The organism is Pseudomonas sp. NFACC46-3 (genome assembly GCF_900114515.1).
In the GTDB taxonomy this organism is placed as follows: Bacteria; Pseudomonadota; Gammaproteobacteria; order Pseudomonadales; family Pseudomonadaceae; genus Aquipseudomonas; species Aquipseudomonas fluorescens_Q.
Genome location: NZ_FOTH01000014.1, coordinates 115,339 through 137,168 on the forward strand (window position 1 = coordinate 115,339; position 21,830 = coordinate 137,168).

Here is a 21,830-nt window from a genome sequence, read left to right on the forward strand (position 1 = left end):
CGCTCCGACGGGAACATGATGAGGTATTAATGGGTAATCATGACTTCATCAATGTGATGAACGAGTTGATTGTTGAAGAAGATGCTGACTCCGGTTACGTTCGAGTCGCCAAGCACTTTGTATTCGACCTGTTTGTGCGTGATAACTTGCAGTGCAACTTCATCACTTTGTTCCAGTTGCAAATCCAGGCGTAGATCGAAGGATTTGTCTTGTGTTTCACTCAGTACCAACTTTGGTGTGATGCCACTGTTCGATACCTCTACCGATCCATAGACGCGGAACGAAGCGGCGCCGGGCATACGGTCAATTTGTGCGGTCCAATCTTTAGTAGTAATGCTCATAGTGGGTAACTCCTGTACGTTAAGTTGATTGCGTCCTGCGAGGCCAATATATCGGATTTGACTGAGAGTGGTGAGGGTTGTTGTGGTTGATATTGTAAGCGAAAGTTGGTTGTCAGGAGGGGGCTTGTTTCTACTGTTTGAATATTGTTGCTTGAGCGGAACTAAATGGTCCGTGGTTCTCTGCTGCTAATAAGTTGGTTTCGCCCGAATTAGACTTGTGAAAGAGCTCCCAGTAATTTTAAACGTGTACCTGCGGTGAGGTGCAAGGCAGTTGCATCTCACCGCAGGTAAGCCCCTTGGTTAGCGGTTTATTCTTCGAGTCGGGAGAACGCACAGGCTCCTTTCGCTTGGGTTGTGCACTCATAGATAGTTGTTCCGAAATAACCTTCTGCGGTTTTCCAGTTTTCCAGTTTTTCAAGCTTTACCACTGCAGTTTTTCCCTGTGCGTTCAGTGGGTATAGTAGATTGACCTCGTTGCCGTTTTGGGTCGTGTAGGTACACCTCGCTATATGTCCACCCGTTGGGCTGGAAGAGCCATCCTTGGGCTGGTAGATACCGCCGACAAAGCGCTGCAATGGACTATTGTCACCTGTTTGTGCTTGGCCTAACCATCCACCTTCGGCCGAATAGTATGCGCCTGTAAGATGAATATTTTGTGCTTCCGGGCAAAATTCTTGAGACACAGCAAAAGCTTGAGTGTTGAGAAAAAAAAGCCCTGCAAGGTATATGTGTTTGTATTCCATTATCAGTCTTCTGTTTGGTGTTTATTAAATTTTTGAGTAAGGTAAGGAATTTTTATGCTAGCAAGACAAAATGAAAAGCACTATCAATGCGAGGGTGAGTTTGTGTAACAGAATCTGAGGTTTAAGTAAACGCAGCTGTTTTGTGAACGAGGCAGGTGGGTTTAATGCGTTTGATAAACGGAAAAAATCAGCGGAAATAATATTATTTGGGAGGTGGGTTTTGTGTGATTGATAGGCGGCGGGCAGCATTTTAAGTTGGTCGAGCAAGTGAGACGCGCCTCGACTGGGCTCAATTGCCGTTTGCGCACCACCCTCTGGTTCATCGCAATTCAACCGTTCGGTGCGTGTGAGACAAGTGCTTCACCCAATTTGGAAGTCTTTCCAGCGTTTCCCTAACCAGTCAGCCACTTTCGGAGGCCTCTGGTTCAGGGATGAGTGAGGTTTCTCGCGCATCAGAGCCTTCCTGGGTGGCTACATGGCTCGTTCTCCGCGAAAACAAGGGGTAGCAGGCTAACCCGGTTACGTATTGGGGCAGGCAAAAAGCCAATTCTTGTAGTATAACTACAAGCTTGCTACATCCCAGCACCTGCCCATAACAAGAGTCCAGCCCCTTGAACCTGTTGCAACACATCGCCCAGTCACGCCATTTGCTGCGCAAGTCGGAGCTGAAAGTCGCCGATCACGTACTGCTTGATCCGGCGGCCGTGATGCATAGCTCCATGGCCGATCTTGCCCACAGCGTCGGCATCAGCGAACCGACCATCGTGCGTTTCTGCCGGGCCATCGGTTGCTCGGGTTTCCAGGACCTGAAACTCAAGCTGGCGCAAAGCCTCGCCGCCGGTGCGAGCTTCGGTCAGTTTGCGATCCACGAAGACGATTCAGTGGCGGACTACAGCCTGAAAATCTTCGACACGACCCTGCATACGCTGATGGAGGTTCGCGAGAAGCTCGACCCGGTGGCGTTGCAAAAAGCCGTCACGGCCATGTCCCAGGCCCAGCGTGTCGAGTTTTATGGCTTCGGCGCGTCGGGCGCGGTAGCAGCCGATGCCCAGCACAAGTTCTTCCGGTTGCTACTGACGGCTGCAGCCTATTCCGACCCGCACATGCAGGCCATGTCAGCGGTGACCTTGAAACCCACCGATGTGGCGATTTGCATTTCCCAGTCGGGGCGTTCCAAGGACTTGCTGATCACCGCGAACCTGGTGCGCGAAAGCGGCGCTTCACTGATCACCTTGTGCCCGAGCCAGACGCCATTGGCGGAACTGTCCACGGTGAACCTGGCCATCGACGTGCATGAAGACACCGAGATCTACACGCCGCTGACCTCGCGCATTGCCCACCTGGTGGTGATTGACGTATTGGCGATGGGCGTCGCCATGGCTCGTGGTCCAAGCCTGGTCAACCATCTCAAGAGTGTGAAGCGCAGCCTGCGCAGCTTGCGGCTGTCGCCCAAGTCGGTGAAGGCGTTGGATGACTAAATCCCAAGTCAGTAGGGCAAGCGCTCTTGTGGCGAGGGGATTTATCCCCGTTGGACTGCGCAGCAGTCCCAAGCTGTCCTCAGGGGTATCTATTTGAAGTGGGGGCTTCTCGGGAGGACTGCTTCAGCCCAACGGGGATAAATCCCCTCGCCACAGGCTTACCCTCCAAAAGATCCCATCGCCCGAATTCATCGTTCTGTAACGCACGCGCCGCCAAACCGTCATCCCGCGCCGTCATCGTAAAGCTCCCGTATACGTCTTGGGAGTCTCGACATGACCCAGTCCTACGAAGAACGCAGCGCCGTCAAAACCCGTCGTCAGCAGGAAGACCAGCGCCGCATGGCGTTCCGTCGTGCCATCGAAGACCGCTATGAACAGCGCCAGCTCCTGGCCGAAATCAGCGAATTTCCTGACGCGGCAGAGTTCAATTACTGGCAGGCAACGCCGGCGGCTTCCCGTCGAAACGCTCAACCAGGCCGATGATCTGAGCGCGCTCACCGCGAACGAATGCCAGGAAGGCGTGAGCCACCGGTGACAGGCGTTTGGCCCGGGCCTGCACCAGGCACCAACTGCGATACAGCGGCAACTCCTCCACCGGCAGCTCGATGAGTGCGCCGGACGACAATTCCCGGCTCACGGCGTGGCGCGTCAACAGTGCCACGCCCAGCCCGGCCACCACGCACTCGCGCTGGGCCTCCGCCGAGGCCACTTCCAGTGTCTGGGTGAAATGCACCCGTTTCTCCTTGAAGTACTCCTCGCAGGCCAGTCGCGTGCCGGACCCCGGTTCGCGCAACAGCAGCGTATAGGGCTCCAGGTCCTGCAAGCGCAGCGGGCCCATGTGGCACAGCGGATGATCCGGCGGTGCTACGGCCACGATCGGATTGTTGAGGAACGGTAGGAATTCCAACCCCATGTCCTGAGGCACCATGGACATGATCACCAAGTCGTCACGGTTGTCCGAGAGCCGACGGATGACCTGGCCGCGATTGACCACCGTGAGGTTCAGGTTGACCTCCGGATGCTGGCGCTTGAACGCGGCGAACAGGTGCGGGACGAAGTACTTGGCACTGGACTCCACCGCCAGCTTCAATTGGCCTTGCAGTGAGCCCTGCATGTCCGAGAGCTGCATATCGAGGTTTTCCAGGCGCCCGAAGATGTCCCGGCTGGCGCGTTGCAGTGCTTCGGCGGCCTCGGTCATGTAGAGTTTTTTGCCTACATACTCAAACAGTGGCTGGCCAATCAGCTCTTCAAGGGATCGAATCTGTAGGCTAACGGCCGGTTGTGTGAGAGACATTTCATCAGCTGCACGGCTGTAGGACCTCAGGTCGCACACCTCGTTGAAAATCTGCAATTGACGCAATGTCATACGCATCAATGACTTACGCATTTTCTAAGCACTCTCGACCGGGACGATTAGCACAACTATAAGTCTTTGCTTATGCATGACCCAATAAATATTCATTTTTGTTAATCAACAGCCAGGACTAGTGTGGTGCTGCGACCAATTGTTACATCTGGTCACGCGTCGGCCTGGACCCCAGGCCGTGGTATCACCGGCTCAAGGGAACCTCCAATTGATAACAAAGATCCTGATCGCCAACCGTGGTGAAATTGCCGTTCGAATCGTGCGCGCCTGCGCCGAGATGGGCATTCGCTCGGTCGCGGTCTACTCCGACGCGGACCGCCATGCGTTGCATGTCAAGCGTGCGGACGAGGCCCACAGCATTGGCGCCGATCCGCTGGCCGGCTATCTGAACCCGCGCAAACTGGTGAACCTGGCAGTGGAAACCGGCTGTGATGCCTTGCACCCCGGCTACGGTTTTCTCTCGGAAAACGCCGAACTGGCAGACATCTGCGCTGAACGCGGCATCAAATTCATTGGTCCGTCGGCGGAAGTGATTCGCCGCATGGGCGACAAGACCGAAGCGCGCCGCAGCATGATCAAGGCCGGTGTACCGGTCACGCCCGGCACCGAAGGCAACGTATCGGGCATTGAAGAAGCGCTGACCGAAGGTGATCGGATCGGTTACCCGGTGATGCTCAAGGCCACGTCCGGCGGCGGCGGTCGTGGTATCCGTCGCTGCAACAGCCGCGAAGAACTCGAACAGGCCTTCCCGCGGGTCATTTCCGAAGCCACCAAGGCGTTTGGTTCGGCGGAAGTGTTCCTGGAAAAATGCATCGTCAATCCCAAGCATATCGAAGCGCAGATCCTGGGGGACAGTTTCGGCAACGTGGTGCACCTGTTCGAACGTGACTGCTCGATCCAGCGCCGCAACCAGAAACTGATCGAGATCGCGCCCAGCCCGCAACTGACGCCCGAGCAACGCGCCTACATCGGCGACCTGTCGGTGCGCGCGGCCAAGGCCGTGGGCTACGAGAATGCCGGCACCGTGGAGTTCCTGCTCGCCGAAGGCGAGGTGTACTTCATGGAGATGAACACTCGGGTGCAGGTGGAACACACCATCACCGAAGAAATCACCGGTATCGACATCGTTCGCGAACAGATCCGTATCGCGTCCGGGCTGCCACTGTCGGTCAAGCAGGAAGACATCGTGCACCGGGGTTTTGCGTTGCAGTTCCGTATCAACGCCGAAGACCCGAAAAACAACTTCCTGCCCAGCTTCGGCAAGATCACCCGCTACTACGCCCCTGGCGGCCCGGGTGTGCGCACCGACACGGCGATCTACACCGGCTACACCATTCCGCCGTTCTACGATTCGATGTGCCTGAAACTGGTGGTCTGGGCGTTGACTTGGGAAGAGGCGATGGACCGTGGCCTGCGAGCCCTGGATGACATGCGCCTGCAGGGGGTCAAGACGACCGCAGCGTATTACCAGGAGATCCTGCGCAATCCGGAATTCCGCAGCGGCCAGTTCAATACCAGCTTCGTGGAAAGCCATCCGGAACTGACCAACTACTCGATCAAGCGCAAACCCGAAGAGCTGGCCCTGGCCATCGCCGCCGCCATTGCCGCCCACGCAGGCCTGTAAGGAAAGTATGACCATGTCCAAGAAGATCTTTGTTACCGACACAATCCTGCGCGACGCCCACCAATCGCTGCTTGCCACCCGCATGCGCACCGAAGACATGCTGCCGATCTGCGACAAGCTCGACAAAGTCGGCTATTGGTCGCTGGAAGTCTGGGGCGGCGCGACATTCGATGCCTGCGTACGCTTCCTGAAGGAAGACCCGTGGGAACGCCTGCGCCAACTGCGCGCGGCGCTGCCCAACACCCGTCTGCAAATGCTGCTGCGTGGCCAGAACCTGCTGGGCTATCGCCACTACAGCGATGACGTGGTCAGGGCGTTCGTGGCAAAAGCGGCGGTCAACGGCATCGACGTGTTCCGTATTTTCGATGCGATGAACGACGTGCGTAACCTCAAGGTCGCCATCGAAGCGGTGAAGGCCGCCGGCAAGCATGCCCAGGGCACCATCGCCTACACCACCAGCCCGGTGCACACCATCGATGCGTTCGTGGCCCAGGCCAAACAAATGGAAGCCATGGGTTGCGACTCGGTGGCGATCAAGGACATGGCCGGCCTGCTGACCCCCTATGCCACTGGCGAGCTGGTCAAGGCGCTGAAGAGCGAGCAGTCGCTGCCAGTCTTTATCCACTCCCACGACACCGCCGGCCTGGCTGCGATGTGCCAGCTCAAGGCGATCGAAAACGGTGCCGATCACATCGACACCGCGATCTCCAGTTTCGCCTGGGGCACCAGCCATCCCGGTACCGAGTCGATGGTTGCGGCCCTTAAAGGCAGTGAGTTCGACACCGGCCTGGACCTGGAACTGTTGCAGGAAATCGGCCTGTACTTCTACGCGGTGCGCAAGAAATACCACCAGTTCGAAAGCGAGTTCACCGCGGTGGACACCCGCGTCCAGGTCAACCAGGTACCGGGCGGGATGATCTCCAACCTCGCCAACCAGTTGAAAGAGCAGGGCGCGCTGAACCGGATGAATGAAGTGCTGGCGGAAATCCCGCGGGTGCGCGAAGACCTCGGCTTCCCGCCGCTGGTGACCCCGACCTCGCAGATCGTCGGTACCCAGGCGTTTTTCAACGTGTTGGCCGGTGAGCGCTACAAGACCATCACCAACGAAGTGAAGCTCTATCTGCAGGGCGGCTACGGCAAGGCGCCAGGTTCGGTGAACGAGAAATTGCGTCGCCAGGCCATCGGCAGCGAAGACGTGATCGATGTGCGTCCGGCCGATTTGCTCAAGCCGGAAATGACCAAGCTGCGTGGTGAAATCGGTGCGCTGGCCAAGTCCGAGGAGGACGTACTGACCTACGCCATGTTCCCGGACATCGGTCGCAAGTTCCTGGAAGAGCGCGAAGCCGGCACCTTGACTCCGGAAGTGCTCTTGCCGATCCCTGAGGCGGGTAGCGTGAGCTCGGTGGGCGGTGAAGGCGTGCCGACCGAGTTCGTCATCGACGTTCACGGCGAAACCTACCGCGTCGACATCACCGGGGTGGGCGTCAAGGCCGAAGGCAAGCGTCACTTCTACCTGTCCATCGATGGCATGCCCGAAGAGGTCGTGTTCGAACCGCTCAATGAATTTGTCGGCGGCGGCAGCAGCAAGCGCAAGCAAGCCACTGCGCCGGGCCACGTCAGCACCACCATGCCCGGCAACATCGTCGATGTGCTGGTCAAGGAGGGCGATGTGGTGAAGGCCGGTCAGGCCGTCCTGATCACCGAAGCCATGAAGATGGAAACCGAAGTGCAGGCGGCCATCGCCGGCAAGGTCACCGCGATTCATGTGGTCAAGGGCGACCGGGTCAATCCGGGCGAGATCCTGATCGAGATCGAAGGCTGATTTAACAGTCTCGATACACCGTTTTAACCTCGGGGGGGCATGTGCTCCCCTTTTTTTTGCCTGTCAGAACATCATCCGCCACTGCCCCATCAGCGCACCGTTGCGGTTGTCCTGGCCGGTTTCACCTTTGTAGCTCACCCCCAATGTGTGTCGTGGCGAAACGGCCAGGTCCAGTCCGGCTTCCAGCAGCAAGCTGTCCCGGTCCAGCTCGATGCCCTCGACGGTATAGGTCATGCCGCCGTCGACCAGACGTTGACGGGAGCTGCCTCGGACGTCGCCATAGAGGTGTTTCCAGCCGACATTCAGGCGTGGCGTCAACCGCGCTCCCTGGTCCAGAACGAAGGGGCGGGCGAGGTGCAGGCCCAGCTCGCTGGTGTAGTTTTCCTGTGCCTGGCTGTTGTACCGCAACGCGGCGTCGCCACCTTTCTCCGTGAAGTGATCGCGTTGGTAGCGCTGGTAGCCCACTTGGACGTAGGGCTCGATATCGAAATGCCCAATGTCCAGGTTGTAGCCGACTTGCCCGAAGACCTGCTGCGTGTTGGCGTCGTAACGACCTTTGAGTCGATCGCTGAAACCGTTGAAAGCCACGTGGCGCTTGGTGCTGCCGTCGTGATCGCCATACACCGCGCCCAGGCGTAGCGCCAGCGGCCCATCCTGACGCAGGGCATAGGCGCCGACATGCCAACTGTCGAGCCGGCCCTCGAATCGATGACCGTCCAGCCGCGTCTCGCTCTTGGCGCCGATGATCCCCAGGCGCCAAGTCGGGTTGATCGCCCAGTCGGTTCCCAACAGCAAACCTGTTGTCGAGTGCTTTAGCGCGTAATCGTCCAGATGCCTGCCGACGCGGCCACTGTTGCCGATGGCCTGGACCCAGACCTGCCCATTGCCATGGGCGCCCTGCGGAGTGTTCTGGCCCATGGCCGCGAGCATGCCGGTGCTGATGGGCGTGACACTGCTCAGGGTAGCGTTGCCCAGGTCGGCGGTGTCGTAGCCGCTCAACTGGTCGAGGCCATCGGCGGCGGTGACCAGGTTGCTGCCGAGCAGGGCGTTGATGGCGGCGTTGGGTTTCGCGACGGGGATGTTGTGCGGCAGGCTGGTGGGTTTCGGTTCAATGCTGACGACTGGCGACGCTTGGCGGGGACGTTGTGCCGGATCATCGACTTTTGCTTGGGTTGTAGGTGCCTCAGCAGCCGCTCCATTGTCGACAGGCTTGGGCGGCAGTGGCGTGGCCGTTTGTGGTTCTTTGATACTGCCGGCGAGTCTTTCTGCATTTTCGTTCTTTGCTGCAGCGTTGAGTGGAACGCCATTGCGCGCATACGTCAGGCCAACCTCCGTCCCGCTGTAGTGCGGGGTCGCGGTCATGAAGGGGAGATTGTTGATGATCGTGCCGAACGCCCCCTCGATCTGCTTCGCACGGATCACGGTGTGCTCGCTTGTGCCCATGTCCTCAACCTGTACGGCGTCGATTCTCAGGGTCGCATCGTTCAGCGTCGCAGTGCCTGCGACATTGACCGTGGCGCTGGCGCCCGCAGCATCGATGCCGTAGATCAATTCAGCGCCTTTAAACAGTTCAAGGTTTCCGCTGATCGAGGGTGCACCGACTTCAGGACCGACCTTCAGCTGGCCTGCCACGCTCAGGAACCCTACAGATCCGTTGCCGCTGAAGCTGGCCTTCTCAAGTACATGGACTGCGCCATTCACGGCACCTGAGTTGCTCATGCCTGCGTCTTGCTCGACGATCACGTTGTTGGCGACAACGCCCTTGTTATCGAATGTACCGAGAACCCCGATTTGTCCGTCGATATGGCCGGTGTTGATCAACGTGGTTTCCGGCTCGATCACTCCCCAGCCAGTGAAATTCCCGGTGTGTTCCCATTCGCCTTTTGCAACATGCAAAGCCTCAAAGTTATGGGCTCCTTCCAATTTTCCACCTTTGCTGGCTTCCAATCGCAGCATGTTGGTTCCTCCGCCACCATCAACAGCGCCGTTGAACTTCCCGCGTCCGCCGACGAGGGCCAGATCGTTGGTGTCATCCAGTTTCTCTACGCCTTTGTGGGGCTTGGTGACTTTGGGCGATGTGGTATCCACTGCTTCGGCGAACGTTTTGAGTTGAGCTTGCAAGTCGGCTGTTGTCTTGGGGACGACGGGCGGATCAGCAGGTTGCCCTGCCATCGAAACGTCGGCGCAACCGAGCACCAGGGCGATTGTCAGGGCCAGGCGTTGGGGTGGGTATAGGTGTTGGATAGACATCGAATGCGGCCTCTCATTAAAGGAGTCCGCACTTTAAAAATTCAGCCGGGAGGGCGATGCCAGCCATCTCCTGGCCGTCGGCAAGACACGACAGATCGAATCTGTAGGCTGCGGGTCGGGGGGGCAGCGTATCGTCGTGCTGGCTTCCATGACAGAGAGCTTTGCCCTACAGCATCCTCGGAAATGTCGATTTGACCAGCCGTGGTTTCTCAGCTGCGCTTGAGATACGCCTTCCCATAATGCCGCTCCATCCGCGCCTGGATCAGCTCCAACGCAATGGACATCAACCAATAAATGATCGCCGCCGTCGTCAGCATCTCGATATAGCGATAGCTGGAACGACCATAGGACTGCGCCAGGAACATCACTTCCCAAACCCCCATCACCGAGATCAGGGAGGAATCCTTGAGCATCGAGATGAACTGGTTGGTGGTCGGCGGGATGATGGTGCGCATGGCCTGGGGCAGGGTGACGCGCCAGAAGATCACGGTTTCGCTCAGGCCCAGGGCGAGGGAGGCTTCGCGTTGGCCGTGGGGGACGCCGAGGATGCCGGCGCGGAAAATTTCGCTCAGGTAGGCGCCATAGTTCAGCGACAGCGCGATGATCCCGGCGGCGATGGCGCCCGGGACCACGCCCAGTTGGGGCAGGCCCAGGTAGATCAGCAGGATCTGGATCAGCAGCGGCGTGCCGCGAAAGAATGACGCATAGAAACTGGCAATGCCGAACGCCACCGCGCTGCTGGACAGCCGCGCCAGGGCGGTGATGAAGCCCAGCAGTGACGACGCGACGATCGAGCACAGGCACAGGAACAACGTCAGCACCGCGCCCTGCAAAAAGCCATTGGGCGCCAGGTGCACGCCCAGCAGGTTCGGCAGTTTGTCGAGGATGATGGAGAACTTCAGGTCGAAGCTCAGGAAGAAACTCGCGAACAGCACCAGCATCGTCGCCCAGGTCAGGTACAACCGGGTGCGAAAACCGAAGATTTTTTGCAGGCGAGACTCAGCCACCGTTGGCGGTGGCTGAGGGGGTGGAAAAGAAGTCATTGGGTGATGTCGGCGCCGATCCATTTTTGCGAGAGTTTGCTCAAGGTGCCGTCTTGTTTCAACTGGGCGAAGACTTCACGCACCTTGTTGTCCCACTGGGCATCGCCTTTTTCGATGGCCACCGAGTTCGGTTCGGAATAGAGCGGTTCGCCGGCCAGCTTGAAGCGCTTGTCTTCGGTCAGGCGCGGCTGTGCGGTCACCAGGTTGGTCAACACCGCGTCCAGGCGCACCCCGGCGCCCAGGCCGAGGTCTTGGAACGCCACGTTATCGGTATCGTACGGGGCGACCTGCACGTCCTCGAAGGGATAGCTCAGTTGGGTATCCTCGGCGCCTTCGATCACCAGGTTCTTGTTCAGGTAACTTTCATAGCTGGAGGCGCTGGTGAGGCCGACTTTCTTGCCGCTCAAGTCCTTGGCGCCGTGGATACGGTCATCCTTGGCGTTGACCACGATGACGGCTGGGGAGGCGTAGTACTGCACCGGGAAATCGAAGACTTCGGCGCGGGCCTTGCTCGGGGTCATGGAGCAGATGCAGATGTCATAGCGCCCGCTCCAGTGCCCGGCCGCGATGACGTCCCAGGAAGGGGTTTCCAGGCGCAGCTTCACGCCCAGTTTCTGCGCCACGGCCTTGGCCACGTCGACGTCGAAACCGTCGAGCTGGTTCTGATCGTTGAGGAACGAGAAGGGCGGATAGCTTTCCATCAACACGCCGACCAGTTCTTTTTTCTGTTCGATGCGATCCAGCGTGGCGCCGGCGAACGCCTGCGACGAGGCGGCCAGTAGAGTCAGGCCCAGGGCCAGCAATGGTTGTAATTTCACGTGAGATCCCTGGGGTAGAAAAATAAGTTGTAGTGAACTGAATGGTGCGTATTAAATAGTTATAAGAACAACTCCGGTAGTGAGTATTTTTCATAAGCTTATGAGTGAATCGCATATGGGCGCAGCAACGACAGTCATTCTCGATGGCGGCATGGGCCGCGAACTGCAACGCCGTGGCGCACCGTTCCGGCAACCCGAGTGGTCGGCCCTGGCCTTGAGCGAAGCGCCCCAGGCGGTAGAGGCGGTGCACGCGGCTTACATCGCCAGCGGCGCCAGCGTGATCACCAGCAACAGTTATGCCGTGGTGCCGTTCCATATTGGCGAGGCGCGTTTCGCCGCGGAAGGCCAGGCGCTGGCCGCCCTGGCTGGAGAGCTGGCGCGGCGGGCGGTGCAGGCTTCGGGCAAGACGGTACGGGTGGCCGGGTCGCTGCCGCCGTTGTTCGGTTCCTATCGCCCCGATCTTTTCGATGCTTCCCGCGCCAGTGAACTGTTGGCCCCCCTGGTGACCGGCCTGGCGCCTCATGTCGACTTGTGGCTGGCCGAGACCCAAAGCTCTACCGTCGAAGCGCGGGCGATTCACGCCGGGCTGCCGCAGGACGGCAAGCCGTTCTGGCTCTCGTTCACGCTGAAAGATGAAGACACCGACGAAGTGCCGCGCCTGCGCTCCGGCGAACCGGTGGCGGACGCGGCGGCGGTCGCGGCCGAGCTGGGCGTCGAGACCCTGCTGTTCAACTGCAGCCAGCCGGAAGTGATCGGCGCGGCCATTGATGCGGCGCGAGACACCTTCGAGCGCCTGGGCGTGAAGATCCACATCGGTGCGTACGCCAACGCCTTCCCGCCGCAACCGAAGGAAGCGACGGCCAACGACGGGCTGGATCCGTTGCGCGAAGACCTCGATCCACCGGGGTACCTGCAGTGGGCGGCTGACTGGCAGAAGCGCGGGGCGAGCCATTTGGGCGGCTGCTGCGGGATCGGGCCGGAGCATATTGCGGTGTTGGCGCAACAGCTACCCTGAACCGATGGAATCACCTGTTTGGGCCGGGGACACGGTACCCCTGTGGCGAGGGGATTCATCCCCGTTGGGCTGCGCAGCAGCCCTGAAACCTGCCGCTGAGGTGTGTCAGGTTGATTGCATTCAGCGTCTTTGGGGCTGCTGCGCAGCCCAGCGGGGATGAATCCCCTCGCCACAAAAGTAGAAGCTGCCGCCTGCATCCATTGAGACGCACTGGACTGCCTTTGTGGCGAGGACATCCCGCCTTACGCTTTTCTCCGAGCCCGCCAGCCACTCCTATACATATGTATGTCATTTCCGGTCGAACGGCGCGATAGGGTCCCAGTCCTCATCACAACCGGGACACTTCAATGCCTGTCTTCTCCGAACATGAACCTAGCGCGCCGTCGCCTCTTCCTGCCGCGCGCTTGAAACCCATCAGCCTGTTGGCCAACGGGGTTCGCTTTCAACCGCATGTATTCGCCGATCAATGGCTAGGTCAATGGGGCCTGACCGGCGATACACAGGTCAACGTCACGTATCAAGAAGTCGAGACTATCGACTCGGCCGCCGTCACCCAGAGCACCTCGGTGCCTTTGCGTGACGCCGTGACCCAAGGCTTTCTGATCGCTCATCAAAGCCGCGGATCTTCCTCTGGTCACTCCCCCCGCGAGGGCTGGATTTATCCCCACATCAGTCACATGTCCCTGGACTTCTCGGCACTGCGGGCCAACGGCAAGGCTCTTGCGCCAGACGTCCTGCAGCAATTGCGCGCCGGCATTGCACCCGGCTACCAGGGCATCGGCCAGCCCGTCATGACTGAGGTGGATGCCCAGGGCAATCTGCTCGGTGCCCGTGAAAAGGAACAGGCCAGGCAATTGGCGTTGCTGGACACCAATCAGGTGAAACTGGCGCGCTTGTTTGCCGCTCTTCCAACGTTCGACTCGGTGCTCAAGAATCTGCTGGCCAGCCGGATCAAGGCGAAGATCCCGCAGAAAAAATTCCGTGGATCGCTGCTTCAAGACATCGACCCGGATCATTGGTACGTGAACCACTTTACTGTTGACGCGACGGGCAGCCGTTCATTGACCTCGTCGCAGCGTTTTTCCGACGTGATGCTGGACTGCCTGGTGTCGGATACACCGCCCACTTATACGGTCGGCGGCGTAGGGTTCTTCAGCCGCCCAGACTCGGTGGAAGAGGCCGACAGCGTCTTCGCCAGCCCATTGGACACGAAAACGGCGGCGACCCTGGAGGCCGTGTTCTATATCGCCCAGCCCACCGGCAATGAAGAATTGAAACAGCAATGGCGCGACGATCTCACGCGCTTCCGTAACAGCAGCGGCGCAGACGTTCTCGATACGCCAACCCCGGCGTCCACCACGCACGCGGCACTCGCTCATCTGCTTTCACGACGTTTCTTGCATCTCTTCGACCTGTACAAAATCGATCGCGATCCAGGCACCCAATCGAGCCCGGACGCACGAACCCGGCAGGCTGAGGAAGATCGCCTGTTGGACCTCATCACCACCCATCCTTCCATGGCCGACAGAAACCGCTTGCTGCGGGCCCCGATTCCCCATGTGTACGCCGTCATGCTCGATATGGGCACTGCAGCGCCGAAAAAATGGCCGGCGGCGATGGTGATCAAACGGACCGATCAACCCTATCTGTTCCTGTACTCCCTGGAAGGCGGAATACGGCGATTCAGTTCTGTCCAAGACCTGATCAATAAAGTGAGCCCCATCTACGAAGGGCAGAAACGTGCGATCCGGGATATTGCCTCTGAATTGTCCGGGTCTGTGTTTGAAGTGGCGGCAGATGACCTGTTGCAGATTCAAAGCACCGCCCTGGAAAGGTATTTGAATGCTCCGGGAAACGAGACGGTCGCTTTGACCGCTTTTGCCCTGAACGTTGAGGATGCGCTGGACTTGCCCATGTTGTCGCTGGCCGGGCCGCTGGCGGTCCGTCAGGAAATCCTGGTTGAAAACAGCCGTGGCGATTTCTACAAGACCGCCACGCGTACGGAGAAATCGACCTATCGCAGCCTGGAAACCCAGGTCTTGGAGGCGGCCTATCAGTTGGGCAGTAGCGATATCCAGACCTTGTTGCAGTTCACCCGCCAGAAGGTCAAGGAGTACCTGAAAAAAACCGTGCACCCCGGCATCGATCCCGACCCTGACCAGAGCCTGGTCACGTTTTTCTATGGCCAACGCGCCAATCCAAGGCAGTCGCGCAGCACCAGCCTGACCCAACTGTTGCTCGACAACCTGCGCCCGGCTCAATACCCGAACGGCATGCGCGAAGTGTTGAGCGTTTACCTGGTCGATGGGGACGGCCAACGCATCCGGAATCCGGCCAACGGCTATTTCATCACGTTGACCGGGCGCGAACTCGCGCGGATGGTGACGAGCATCGATGCCGGTGGCAGTTATCAAGCCATGCTCAAGGAGGAGATGAATAAACCGGACTATAAAAAGACTTGGCAGACCGCGTACCTCGCCAATTTGAAATTCAAAGGCTACGAGGCCTCGCTCAAGGGCGACGAGGTGTTCAAGGCCAGCCTGATCGATAAGGCTTTCAATCCTCCGAAACCGGCAAAGAAGCTCGCCCTCTGGCTCGACGCCGTCCTGCGCTCGCCATCAGCCAGGCACCGCGCGCCGGTCATGGGGCGCGCGGTTCATGTCTACGGTCTTTTGCTGGGTGGCAGCATGGCGGCGGGCGGGCAGCAGGCCAGGCAGAGCAATGCGACCAGCATCGATGGCGCGCTGATCTTTTCCGATCAGGCGGGGCCGGATATCAAGGGCACCGTTGGCGTTTATTTCCCGGATGCGCCCGAGGGGGAAGACTTCCATGAGTTTGCCGATCTGAGCGATGGCATTGCGCAGCTGTTGCCCCGTGAGGACTGGCAAGAATATTTCCGGGCACGCATTTCCACCAGCAACCCGGCGGAAATCAAGCGGACACTGGGGCAGCAGGGTGGTCGTCCGTTGATTCGCGGCGCGTTGATCACCGACGACCTGTTCGAGGCGCTGCATCGAGCGCACGTGTACTTTCACAGCGCCCATGCCGATCACCGCTCCAACAGCAACCGGGATGTTCGCCATCAAACCTATGGCCGGTTCGGACAGATGGTGATCGAGATTGTCCTGGAGCTGGCCGGGCTGTTCCTGGCGCCCGGTATCCACATGCTCAAGAGCGCCATCAAGACCGGTTTGCTGATATTCAGGACCGGGGCCATTCCGCTGAACTTGAGAACCCTGGCGCTGGTGCACACCATAGCGAACCACGGCGGATGGCGCCTGTCCGCAGGCGTGGCGGTGCCCACGCGAAGCCAGTCGTTTTTCCGCGCGGTGACGGCACGCCAGAGTCCGGAGGAGGCGCTGACCGGATTGCCGTTGGATAGCGCGATCTACGGCCGTTATGCCGTGGCGGATACCTCGGTGATACAAGGTCTGGCAGCGGACGCCCGGGGCTTCTATCGTGCGACGGTCAGCGACGTGGCGACAGGTCGCGTGATAGCCCGCCCCGTGTACGTACGCCAACCCGATGGCACGGTGTTCCGCGTGCACGACCAGACGAAGCTGAACGCCACCGAGGCCGTGCTCGTCGATCCGCTGACAGGGTTGAACATCCGCTCCAGCGGCGTCATGAGAAGTACGGTGGCGCGAATGTCGGACGGAGAATGGCGCACCGTGGGATTTGGTCGGGGAGGCGGTAAACGACCGGCGGACTCATCGCCTCAGCCCGGACCATCCAAGCCCAAGATCCCGGCCATGGCGCTCTCTACCGTTGCCGCTTCGATTCGGACCCCGGGTACCTGGAACACCCAGGTCATGGACCTGGTCCCGTCGATCATGACGCGTCTGGCGAGTTGGCCACAGAACCGTAGCCTGTTGATCATCGATGAGTTGACGCCTGAGCGTGTCTGGTCGGTGCGCTATAGCCCTGGGCAGGACGAAACCATTTTTCCAATGGATGGCCATCCGGATCGAGCAGACACCGATGTGGTGTTGCGTCGAACGGCGCAGAATCATTACAGCGTGGTGCTGGGCGAAGAGATCGTCGAGATTCCTGCCGACGGCGATTGTTTCTTCAATGCTATGACGCGTGGCTTGAATGAAGGGCAAGCGCAGGAAACGTTTTCGATGCAAGGTTTGCGAAACGAAGTGGCCGATTATGTCGATCAGCATCCGCAGCTAGGCCATTACCTGCCGCCGCAAGCCACCCGGATCCAGGAAGCGCTTTTTGAAAATGCGCCTTCGCTGGTCAACCTGATGGGGCAGGCGGCGATGCTCGATCTCACTCGGATTGTTTATGGCGCGCCCAATCCGCTTCGCCTGTTTCAACCGGTCCTGCGTTATCTGGACTTGTATGCGAACAGTTCGGTGCGCACGGCGATCACTGCACACCCTGGAACCAGGTTGCCGCCAGAAATCCTCGAGCAAGTCGGGCGTATATTGTCTGATCGGCCTCCGGCCAGATTGGTGCCAAGCATCAACGCTCCCTTCACAGGGCAGGAAAGACAATCCATGGACCAACTGTTCCAGGACATCCTGGAGCGGCCCGTTGAGCCTGAACTGATCCAGGCCCTGCTTGATGACCAGTTCCTCCTGATCACTCCTGACGTGGCCCATATCCTGCTGGAGTACGGCGTGACCGCAAGGCAACTGGTCAATCACCATCCCAATAACAGTTCGGCTTATATCCTGTATGACGAAGCGCTGCACGGTCATCTGGACGAAGACCAGCTTGAAGCCCTGCTCGATGGGGCCTACCTGGTCAATAGCGATGATCTGGATGATGCCAAGAGTTTGTTGGTGGCCGATTCTGGCAAGTACGTCAGTGATACTTCGGAGCTGTTCGATCATTTCATTTACACGGACAGGGCCGATAGGACTGTCAACTTGTTCAAGACCGCTCTCGGGCGTTTCCCCGTCTTGCTGAGACGGGCGAATTTTCTGTTCAGGTCGCCGATCATCGCGCATAACCTGGGCGGTTTGTTGCGGGTGGGCGAAGTGGCCCGGTGGCTACGTAACCCGGCCTTGTCCGATAGGCGTTTCCAGCTTCTTGCGGAGTATGCGAGCACCCGCTACACCGAATTGCAGCGCACCGAAAGCATCGATGTCGACTGGATGCAGTTGTTTGACGACCGGAACCTGGAGAACATCGTCACGCGTCAGGAAGAACTGGCGGATTTCCTGGTGTTCCTGGGGGGCGCGTGGGGCAACATCATGGACAACGACATCCCCGCGGTCGCAAAACTGTTCAGCTTTGCGGGACAGCCGCCGTCCAACGCCAGGGTTGCCCTGTTGTTCGAGACCCCGAATCTGTGGAGCTCTCTGCAGAAACTCCGAAAGGATTACGCCAGCCAGATCTGGGCCGACCTGATCGGGCCGCACTTCAGCGACGCCACCATCCGAAAGACACTGGCCGAACCCCGGGCGCTGAATTCCGAGTTGCATCTTGCCTTGGCCTTGAGAGGCAGCCTTGCACCGGAAGAGTTCCGCGCGAACCAGATTATCCAGCGGCTGCTGTCCATCGGCCAACGGCGGGCCCAGCAGTATCTGTACAACTTCGATTTCCCGACCGATCGCCTGGGCCATAGCCGCCTGGATTTTGCCGTGTACGTGGAAAGCCACCTGGCCATTCCGGACTGGGCCTGGCAGTACGCAAGGCGGGGCGTGACCCCAGAGTCACTCAAGAAGATTGGTGAGGTGAAGCCTAAACCTGAGTGACGGTGAGGTGCTCGTGATGGTCGGGCGGTGATGTTGATTGTGCCGCCGCCATCGCGAGCAAGCTCCCACAGGGGGGGCTTCAGTGTCCACAGATCCAGCGTTCACCGCAGATCCCTTGTGGGAGCGAGCTTGCTCGCGATAGCGGACCCTCAGTCCCCCACAACCGACGACCGACACTCCACCAACCCCAGCACCTGCCCACCCTCGCGCTGGTTCTCCTCACTCAGCCACCGCTCGAATCCCGCCCCAATCGCCGGCCATTCCGAGTCGAGCATCGAGTACCACGCGGTGTCGCGGTTCTGCCCCTTGACCACCATGTGCTGGCGGAAAACACCTTCAAAGGTGAACCCCAACCGTTCGGCGGCATATTTGGAGCGGGCGTTGCCGTTGTTGCACTTCCATTCCAGGCGGCGATAACCCAGGGCGAAAGACTCCTTGGCCAACAAGTACACCGCCTCGGTGCTCTTCGGCGAACGCTGCATCGGCGCGCCGAAGGTCACGTGGCCGATCTCGATGCGACCCTGGGCCGGGACGATGGACATCAGGCTGAGAATGCCCTGCACGTCGCCACTGGCACGGTCGATCACGCTGAAGAAGTACGGGTCGGTATTGGCCGCATGATTGTCCAGCCAGGCATCGAAAGCGCCGCGGTCCTTGAACGGGCCGTAAGGCAAGTAATCCCAGAGCTTCGGGTCGGCCCCGGGACCTTCAAGGGCTTGCCACAGGCCGTCGGCATGGCGGGCCGGGTCGAGTTTTTCCAGGCGGATGAAACGCCCTTCGATCAGTTGCGTAGACGGCGCCGGGACACCTTTCCAATCGGCGAGTGAAGTCGACATGCTGCGCTCCTTAAAGGGCTTTGCGAAATTGGATGTAGCCTGGACGCTCGGCGATGCGCTCGTAGAGCTGGATCGCGGTGGCGTTGGTTTCATGGGTCAACCAGTGCACCTTGCAGCAACCATCGGCCTTGGCCGTGCGGTAGACGAACTCGATGAGCTGGCGGCCAATACCGGTGCCGCGGCTCTGTTGCGTCACCAGCAAATCTTGCAGGTAGCAGGAGTTTTCGATGCTCCAGTTCGAGCGATGGTAGATGAAATGCACCAGGCCCACCGCCGTGTCGCCATTCCAGGCCAGGGCGCCGTGGGTTGGCTCGCGGTCGTCGAGTAAACGTTTCCAGGTGCTTTGGCTGACCGCGTCCGGCAATTCGGTGTTGTAGAAACGCAAGTAGGCCTGCCACAACGGCAGCCAGGCGGCGTGATCGTCAGCGCTGACGAGGCGGATTTCGGTCTGGCTCATATTCACTCCTTGGACGATGGATCAGGCATCAGCCGCGCGAGCGTCTGGTCCTGCGGGTCGGGGCTGGCGGCGAGGCCGTTGCGCACGCCGGCGACATCCGCCGGGCTGCGGTTCTGGCTGAGTTTGCGTTTGCCCTCCAGGCGCTGGATCGGCAGGGCGAAACCGACAATAGCCTTGAGCATGCTGTCGATGTACTCGGCCGGTGCGTCATCGATTGTCCACGGCTGGGCGCGACCGCTTTCGTGGCGATCGGTGAGGGCGCCGACCAGGTCGCGCAGACGATGAGGGTCGCTGAACACCTCGGCCGTGCCGTAGGCGTGCACCGCCACGTAGTTCCAGGTTGGCACGACTTTGCCGTGTTCGGCCTTGCTGGGGTAGAAACCCGGGCTCACATAGGCATCGGCCCCGGCGAAGATCACCAAGGCTTCGGCGCCGGCTTGCAGGTCGCGCCATTGTGGATTGGCCCGGGCCATGTGCCCGTAAAGGCTGCCATTGGGGCCTTGCTGGGTGTCCAGCAACAGCGGCAAGTGGCTGGCCTGCAAGCCGTGTTCACCGTGCGTGATCAATACGGCCAGACGGCAATCATTCATCATGCCATGCAGTTGGGGCAGGTCTTCGACGGCAAAGGCTTTTGGGTTGTACATGACGATTTTCCTTGGCGAATGGGAGCATCCTAGGCAGGCTATTGGTCTGTTGTAAGAGCCACTTATGACCAATTCGATAGGTCCATTTGCGAGGATCATCATGAACACCGCCGTGCCACCCCTGTCGTTCAACCCCGCCGGAATCGAGCTGGACCGCCGTCAGGGGCTCAGTCGTCAGCTGTATCAGGCGTTACGCGCGCGAGTATTGGACGGGCGCCTGGCCAGTGGCACGCGTCTGCCCGCCAGCCGTGACCTGGCGGCGGCCTTGGCGATTTCCCGCAACAGCGTGGTGCGGGCTTACGACCAGCTCTATGCCGAGGGCTTCATCGAAGGGCGCGTGGGCGATGGGACTTATGTGGCGAAACTGTCTTCGACGACACTGCCGCTGAAAAACATATCCACAAAAGTACCCACAGGGTTTTCAACAGGCTTACCCACAGCCTTATCCACAGATTGGCTCGATTTGCCTGTGGGCCCATCCAGTAAAGTTATCCACAGCGATGCCTTGAACCGCGTCGAAAAACACCATTTGCCCCAGCCGCCCAGTGGCCCACCCAAGGCGTTCAGGGTCGGCGTTCCGGCGTTCGATTTGTTCCCATTCGACGTCTGGGCCAAGCTGAATGCGGCTTTCTGGCGCAAGCCGGATCTGCAGCAACTGTGTTATGGCGACGCGCAAGGTGACGCACGCTTGCGCGGCCTGATCGCGGCCTACCTGCGCAGCTCCCGTGGCCTGCACTGTACCGCTGAACAAATTGTGATCACCAGCGGCGCGCAGCAGGGCATCAGCCTTTGTGCACAGCTGTTGGTGGACCCCGGCGACGTCGTGGCTGTGGAAAACCCGGGCTACCGCGCGGCCGGGCATGCGTTCGCCGTGGCCGGTGCCGAGGTGAAAGGCGTGCCGGTCGACAGCGAAGGCCTCGATTGCTCGGCGCTCGATACGTTGAGCCATTGTCGGTTGGCCTACGTCACGCCGTCCCATCAATACCCGACCGGGGTGGTCATGAGCCTCGCACGGCGGTTGGAGCTGCTGGCCTGGGCTGAACGCAACGATGGTTGGATCGTCGAGGACGACTATGACGGTGAATATCGCTACAGCGGTGCGCCGCTGGCACCCTTGGCGGCGCTGGATCGCCAGGGGCGCGTGCTGTACGTCGGCACGTTCGGCAAAGTGGCGTTCCCGGCCTTGCGCCTGGGCTACCTGGTGTTGCCGCCGGGCCTGGTCAATGCGTTCGCCCGCCGCCGCGCGGTGGATGTGCGCCATTCGGAAGTCAGCACCCAAGCGGTGATGGCCGAGTTCATGGCCGCCGGACATTTCCAGCGGCACATCCGGCGCATGCGCCGCGCTGCGCTGGCCCGGCGTGATGCGCTGTTGGCCGGTTGGCCGAAGTCGTTGAACGGCGTCGGCGCCATGCCCACGGTCGTCGCCGGATTGCACGTCACGGTGCCGGTGGACAACATCGAGCGCGAGCGCGAGCTGATCGCCCGGGCCACCGAAGCCGGCGTCGAGGTCAATGGCTTGAGCAGCTACTGGTTGCCTGCCACTGCCCCGACGCAGGTACGGGCGGGGCTGGTGCTGGGGTTCGCGGCGGTCCCACCTGCGACGATCGATGCCGCGCTGGCGCGTCTGGCGAAGGCCTGGCCGACATGAGTGCCGGGCGTCGACAGACGCCTGGCTTTGT

Annotated in this window: 16 protein-coding genes; 7 read left to right on the forward strand and 9 right to left on the reverse strand. The window is 59.8% G+C overall.

The features are described from left to right. Positions 1 to 26: 26 nt before the first annotated feature. Together BM300_RS15945 and BM300_RS15950 are read right to left on the reverse strand one after the other, a co-directional pair. Positions 27 to 341: a hypothetical protein gene (locus tag BM300_RS15945; RefSeq protein ID WP_092147653.1), complete on the reverse strand. Its 315-nt coding sequence runs from the start codon at positions 339 to 341 to the stop codon at positions 27 to 29. A 308-nt stretch (positions 342 to 649) separates the two neighbouring features. Next, the gene (locus tag BM300_RS15950) at positions 650 to 1,084 is read right to left on the reverse strand and encodes a DUF3757 domain-containing protein (RefSeq protein WP_092147656.1); all 435 of its coding nucleotides are present in this window, start codon (positions 1,082 to 1,084) and stop codon (positions 650 to 652) included. A gap of 611 nt (positions 1,085 to 1,695) precedes the next feature. Here BM300_RS15950 and hexR point away from each other — a divergent pair. Next, positions 1,696 to 2,562, forward strand: coding sequence for a transcriptional regulator HexR (gene hexR / locus BM300_RS15955; RefSeq protein ID WP_003187110.1), 867 nt, complete (start codon positions 1,696 to 1,698; stop codon positions 2,560 to 2,562). A 273-nt stretch (positions 2,563 to 2,835) separates the two neighbouring features. Then, complete coding sequence (locus tag BM300_RS15960) at positions 2,836 to 3,045, forward strand: PA3496 family putative envelope integrity protein (protein WP_018613928.1); 210 nt, start codon at positions 2,836 to 2,838, stop codon at positions 3,043 to 3,045. Here the strand turns inward: BM300_RS15960 and BM300_RS15965 are convergent. Further along, positions 2,987 to 3,949, reverse strand: a complete 963-nt coding sequence (locus BM300_RS15965) for a LysR family transcriptional regulator (RefSeq protein WP_013694598.1) — start codon at positions 3,947 to 3,949, stop codon at positions 2,987 to 2,989. The genes BM300_RS15960 and BM300_RS15965 overlap by 59 nt on opposite strands. A gap of 187 nt (positions 3,950 to 4,136) precedes the next feature. Here BM300_RS15965 and BM300_RS15970 point away from each other — a divergent pair, with 187 nt between their 5' ends. Continuing rightward, complete coding sequence (locus BM300_RS15970; RefSeq protein WP_063323719.1) at positions 4,137 to 5,552, forward strand: acetyl-CoA carboxylase biotin carboxylase subunit; 1,416 nt, start codon at positions 4,137 to 4,139, stop codon at positions 5,550 to 5,552. A 13-nt stretch (positions 5,553 to 5,565) separates the two neighbouring features. After that, the gene (oadA, locus tag BM300_RS15975) at positions 5,566 to 7,374 is read left to right on the forward strand and encodes a sodium-extruding oxaloacetate decarboxylase subunit alpha (RefSeq protein WP_092147661.1); all 1,809 of its coding nucleotides are present in this window, start codon (positions 5,566 to 5,568) and stop codon (positions 7,372 to 7,374) included. A 63-nt stretch (positions 7,375 to 7,437) separates the two neighbouring features. Here oadA and BM300_RS15980 read toward each other — a convergent pair whose 3' ends face one another. From BM300_RS15980 to BM300_RS15990, 3 genes are all read right to left on the reverse strand, one after another. Beyond that, positions 7,438 to 9,624, reverse strand: coding sequence for an autotransporter outer membrane beta-barrel domain-containing protein (locus tag BM300_RS15980; protein WP_092347333.1), 2,187 nt, complete (start codon positions 9,622 to 9,624; stop codon positions 7,438 to 7,440). Positions 9,625 to 9,833: 209 nt separating this feature from the next. Continuing rightward, positions 9,834 to 10,667 carry an amino acid ABC transporter permease gene (locus BM300_RS15985; protein WP_072343546.1) on the reverse strand — a complete coding sequence of 278 codons (834 nt, stop codon included), beginning with the start codon at positions 10,665 to 10,667 and terminating at the stop codon, positions 9,834 to 9,836. Continuing rightward, on the reverse strand, positions 10,664 to 11,485 hold the full coding sequence (locus BM300_RS15990) for an ABC transporter substrate-binding protein (RefSeq protein WP_063323723.1): 822 nt from the start codon (positions 11,483 to 11,485) through the stop codon (positions 10,664 to 10,666). The genes BM300_RS15985 and BM300_RS15990 overlap by 4 nt, the downstream gene beginning before the upstream one ends. A gap of 115 nt (positions 11,486 to 11,600) precedes the next feature. Between BM300_RS15990 and BM300_RS15995 the strand changes: the two genes are divergently transcribed. Together BM300_RS15995 and BM300_RS16000 are read left to right on the forward strand one after the other, a co-directional pair. Beyond that, entirely contained in the window at positions 11,601 to 12,500 is a 900-nt protein-coding gene (locus tag BM300_RS15995) for a homocysteine S-methyltransferase family protein (protein WP_092221197.1), read from the forward strand. Between the two features lie 347 nt (positions 12,501 to 12,847). Next, on the forward strand, positions 12,848 to 18,214 hold the full coding sequence (locus tag BM300_RS16000) for an OTU domain-containing protein (protein ID WP_092347329.1): 5,367 nt from the start codon (positions 12,848 to 12,850) through the stop codon (positions 18,212 to 18,214). Between the two features lie 149 nt (positions 18,215 to 18,363). Here the strand turns inward: BM300_RS16000 and BM300_RS16005 are convergent, their stop codons facing one another. Genes BM300_RS16005 through BM300_RS16015 form a run of 3 tightly spaced genes read right to left on the reverse strand, consistent with a single transcriptional unit; the run spans position 18,364 to position 20,151 of the window. After that, the gene (locus BM300_RS16005; protein WP_063323726.1) at positions 18,364 to 19,050 is read right to left on the reverse strand and encodes a GNAT family N-acetyltransferase; all 687 of its coding nucleotides are present in this window, start codon (positions 19,048 to 19,050) and stop codon (positions 18,364 to 18,366) included. Between the two features lie 10 nt (positions 19,051 to 19,060). Next, complete coding sequence (locus tag BM300_RS16010; RefSeq protein WP_092221203.1) at positions 19,061 to 19,507, reverse strand: GNAT family N-acetyltransferase; 447 nt, start codon at positions 19,505 to 19,507, stop codon at positions 19,061 to 19,063. 2 nt (positions 19,508 to 19,509) lie between these two features. Beyond that, positions 19,510 to 20,151 (reverse strand): FMN-binding negative transcriptional regulator, encoded by a 642-nt coding sequence (locus BM300_RS16015; protein WP_092347326.1) that lies wholly within the window; start codon positions 20,149 to 20,151, stop codon positions 19,510 to 19,512. 100 nt (positions 20,152 to 20,251) lie between these two features. On the opposite strand from BM300_RS16015, the gene BM300_RS16020 reads away from it, so the two are divergent. Next, a complete protein-coding gene (locus tag BM300_RS16020) occupies positions 20,252 to 21,799 on the forward strand; it encodes a MocR-like pyridoxine biosynthesis transcription factor PdxR (protein ID WP_092347323.1) in 1,548 nt (515 codons plus the stop codon). The last annotated feature ends 31 nt before the right edge of the window (positions 21,800 to 21,830 follow it).

Excerpts from the sequence above, each read along its gene's own strand:
- BM300_RS15945 (WP_092147653.1), bottom strand. The coding sequence starts at position 341 with ATGAGCATTACTACTAAAGATTGGACCGCACAAATTGACCGTATGCCC.
- BM300_RS15950 (WP_092147656.1), bottom strand. The coding sequence starts at position 1,084 with ATGGAATACAAACACATATACCTTGCAGGGCTTTTTTTTCTCAACACT.
- BM300_RS15960 (WP_018613928.1), top strand. The coding sequence starts at position 2,836 with ATGACCCAGTCCTACGAAGAACGCAGCGCCGTCAAAACCCGTCGTCAG.
- BM300_RS15965 (WP_013694598.1), bottom strand. The coding sequence starts at position 3,949 with ATGCGTAAGTCATTGATGCGTATGACATTGCGTCAATTGCAGATTTTC.
- oadA (WP_092147661.1), top strand. The coding sequence starts at position 5,566 with ATGTCCAAGAAGATCTTTGTTACCGACACAATCCTGCGCGACGCCCAC.
- BM300_RS15980 (WP_092347333.1), bottom strand. The coding sequence starts at position 9,624 with ATGTCTATCCAACACCTATACCCACCCCAACGCCTGGCCCTGACAATC.
- BM300_RS15985 (WP_072343546.1), bottom strand. The coding sequence starts at position 10,667 with ATGACTTCTTTTCCACCCCCTCAGCCACCGCCAACGGTGGCTGAGTCT.
- BM300_RS15995 (WP_092221197.1), top strand. The coding sequence starts at position 11,601 with ATGGGCGCAGCAACGACAGTCATTCTCGATGGCGGCATGGGCCGCGAA.
- BM300_RS16000 (WP_092347329.1), top strand. The coding sequence starts at position 12,848 with ATGCCTGTCTTCTCCGAACATGAACCTAGCGCGCCGTCGCCTCTTCCT.
- BM300_RS16005 (WP_063323726.1), bottom strand. The coding sequence starts at position 19,050 with ATGTCGACTTCACTCGCCGATTGGAAAGGTGTCCCGGCGCCGTCTACG.
- BM300_RS16010 (WP_092221203.1), bottom strand. The coding sequence starts at position 19,507 with ATGAGCCAGACCGAAATCCGCCTCGTCAGCGCTGACGATCACGCCGCC.
- BM300_RS16015 (WP_092347326.1), bottom strand. The coding sequence starts at position 20,151 with ATGTACAACCCAAAAGCCTTTGCCGTCGAAGACCTGCCCCAACTGCAT.
- BM300_RS16020 (WP_092347323.1), top strand. The coding sequence starts at position 20,252 with ATGAACACCGCCGTGCCACCCCTGTCGTTCAACCCCGCCGGAATCGAG.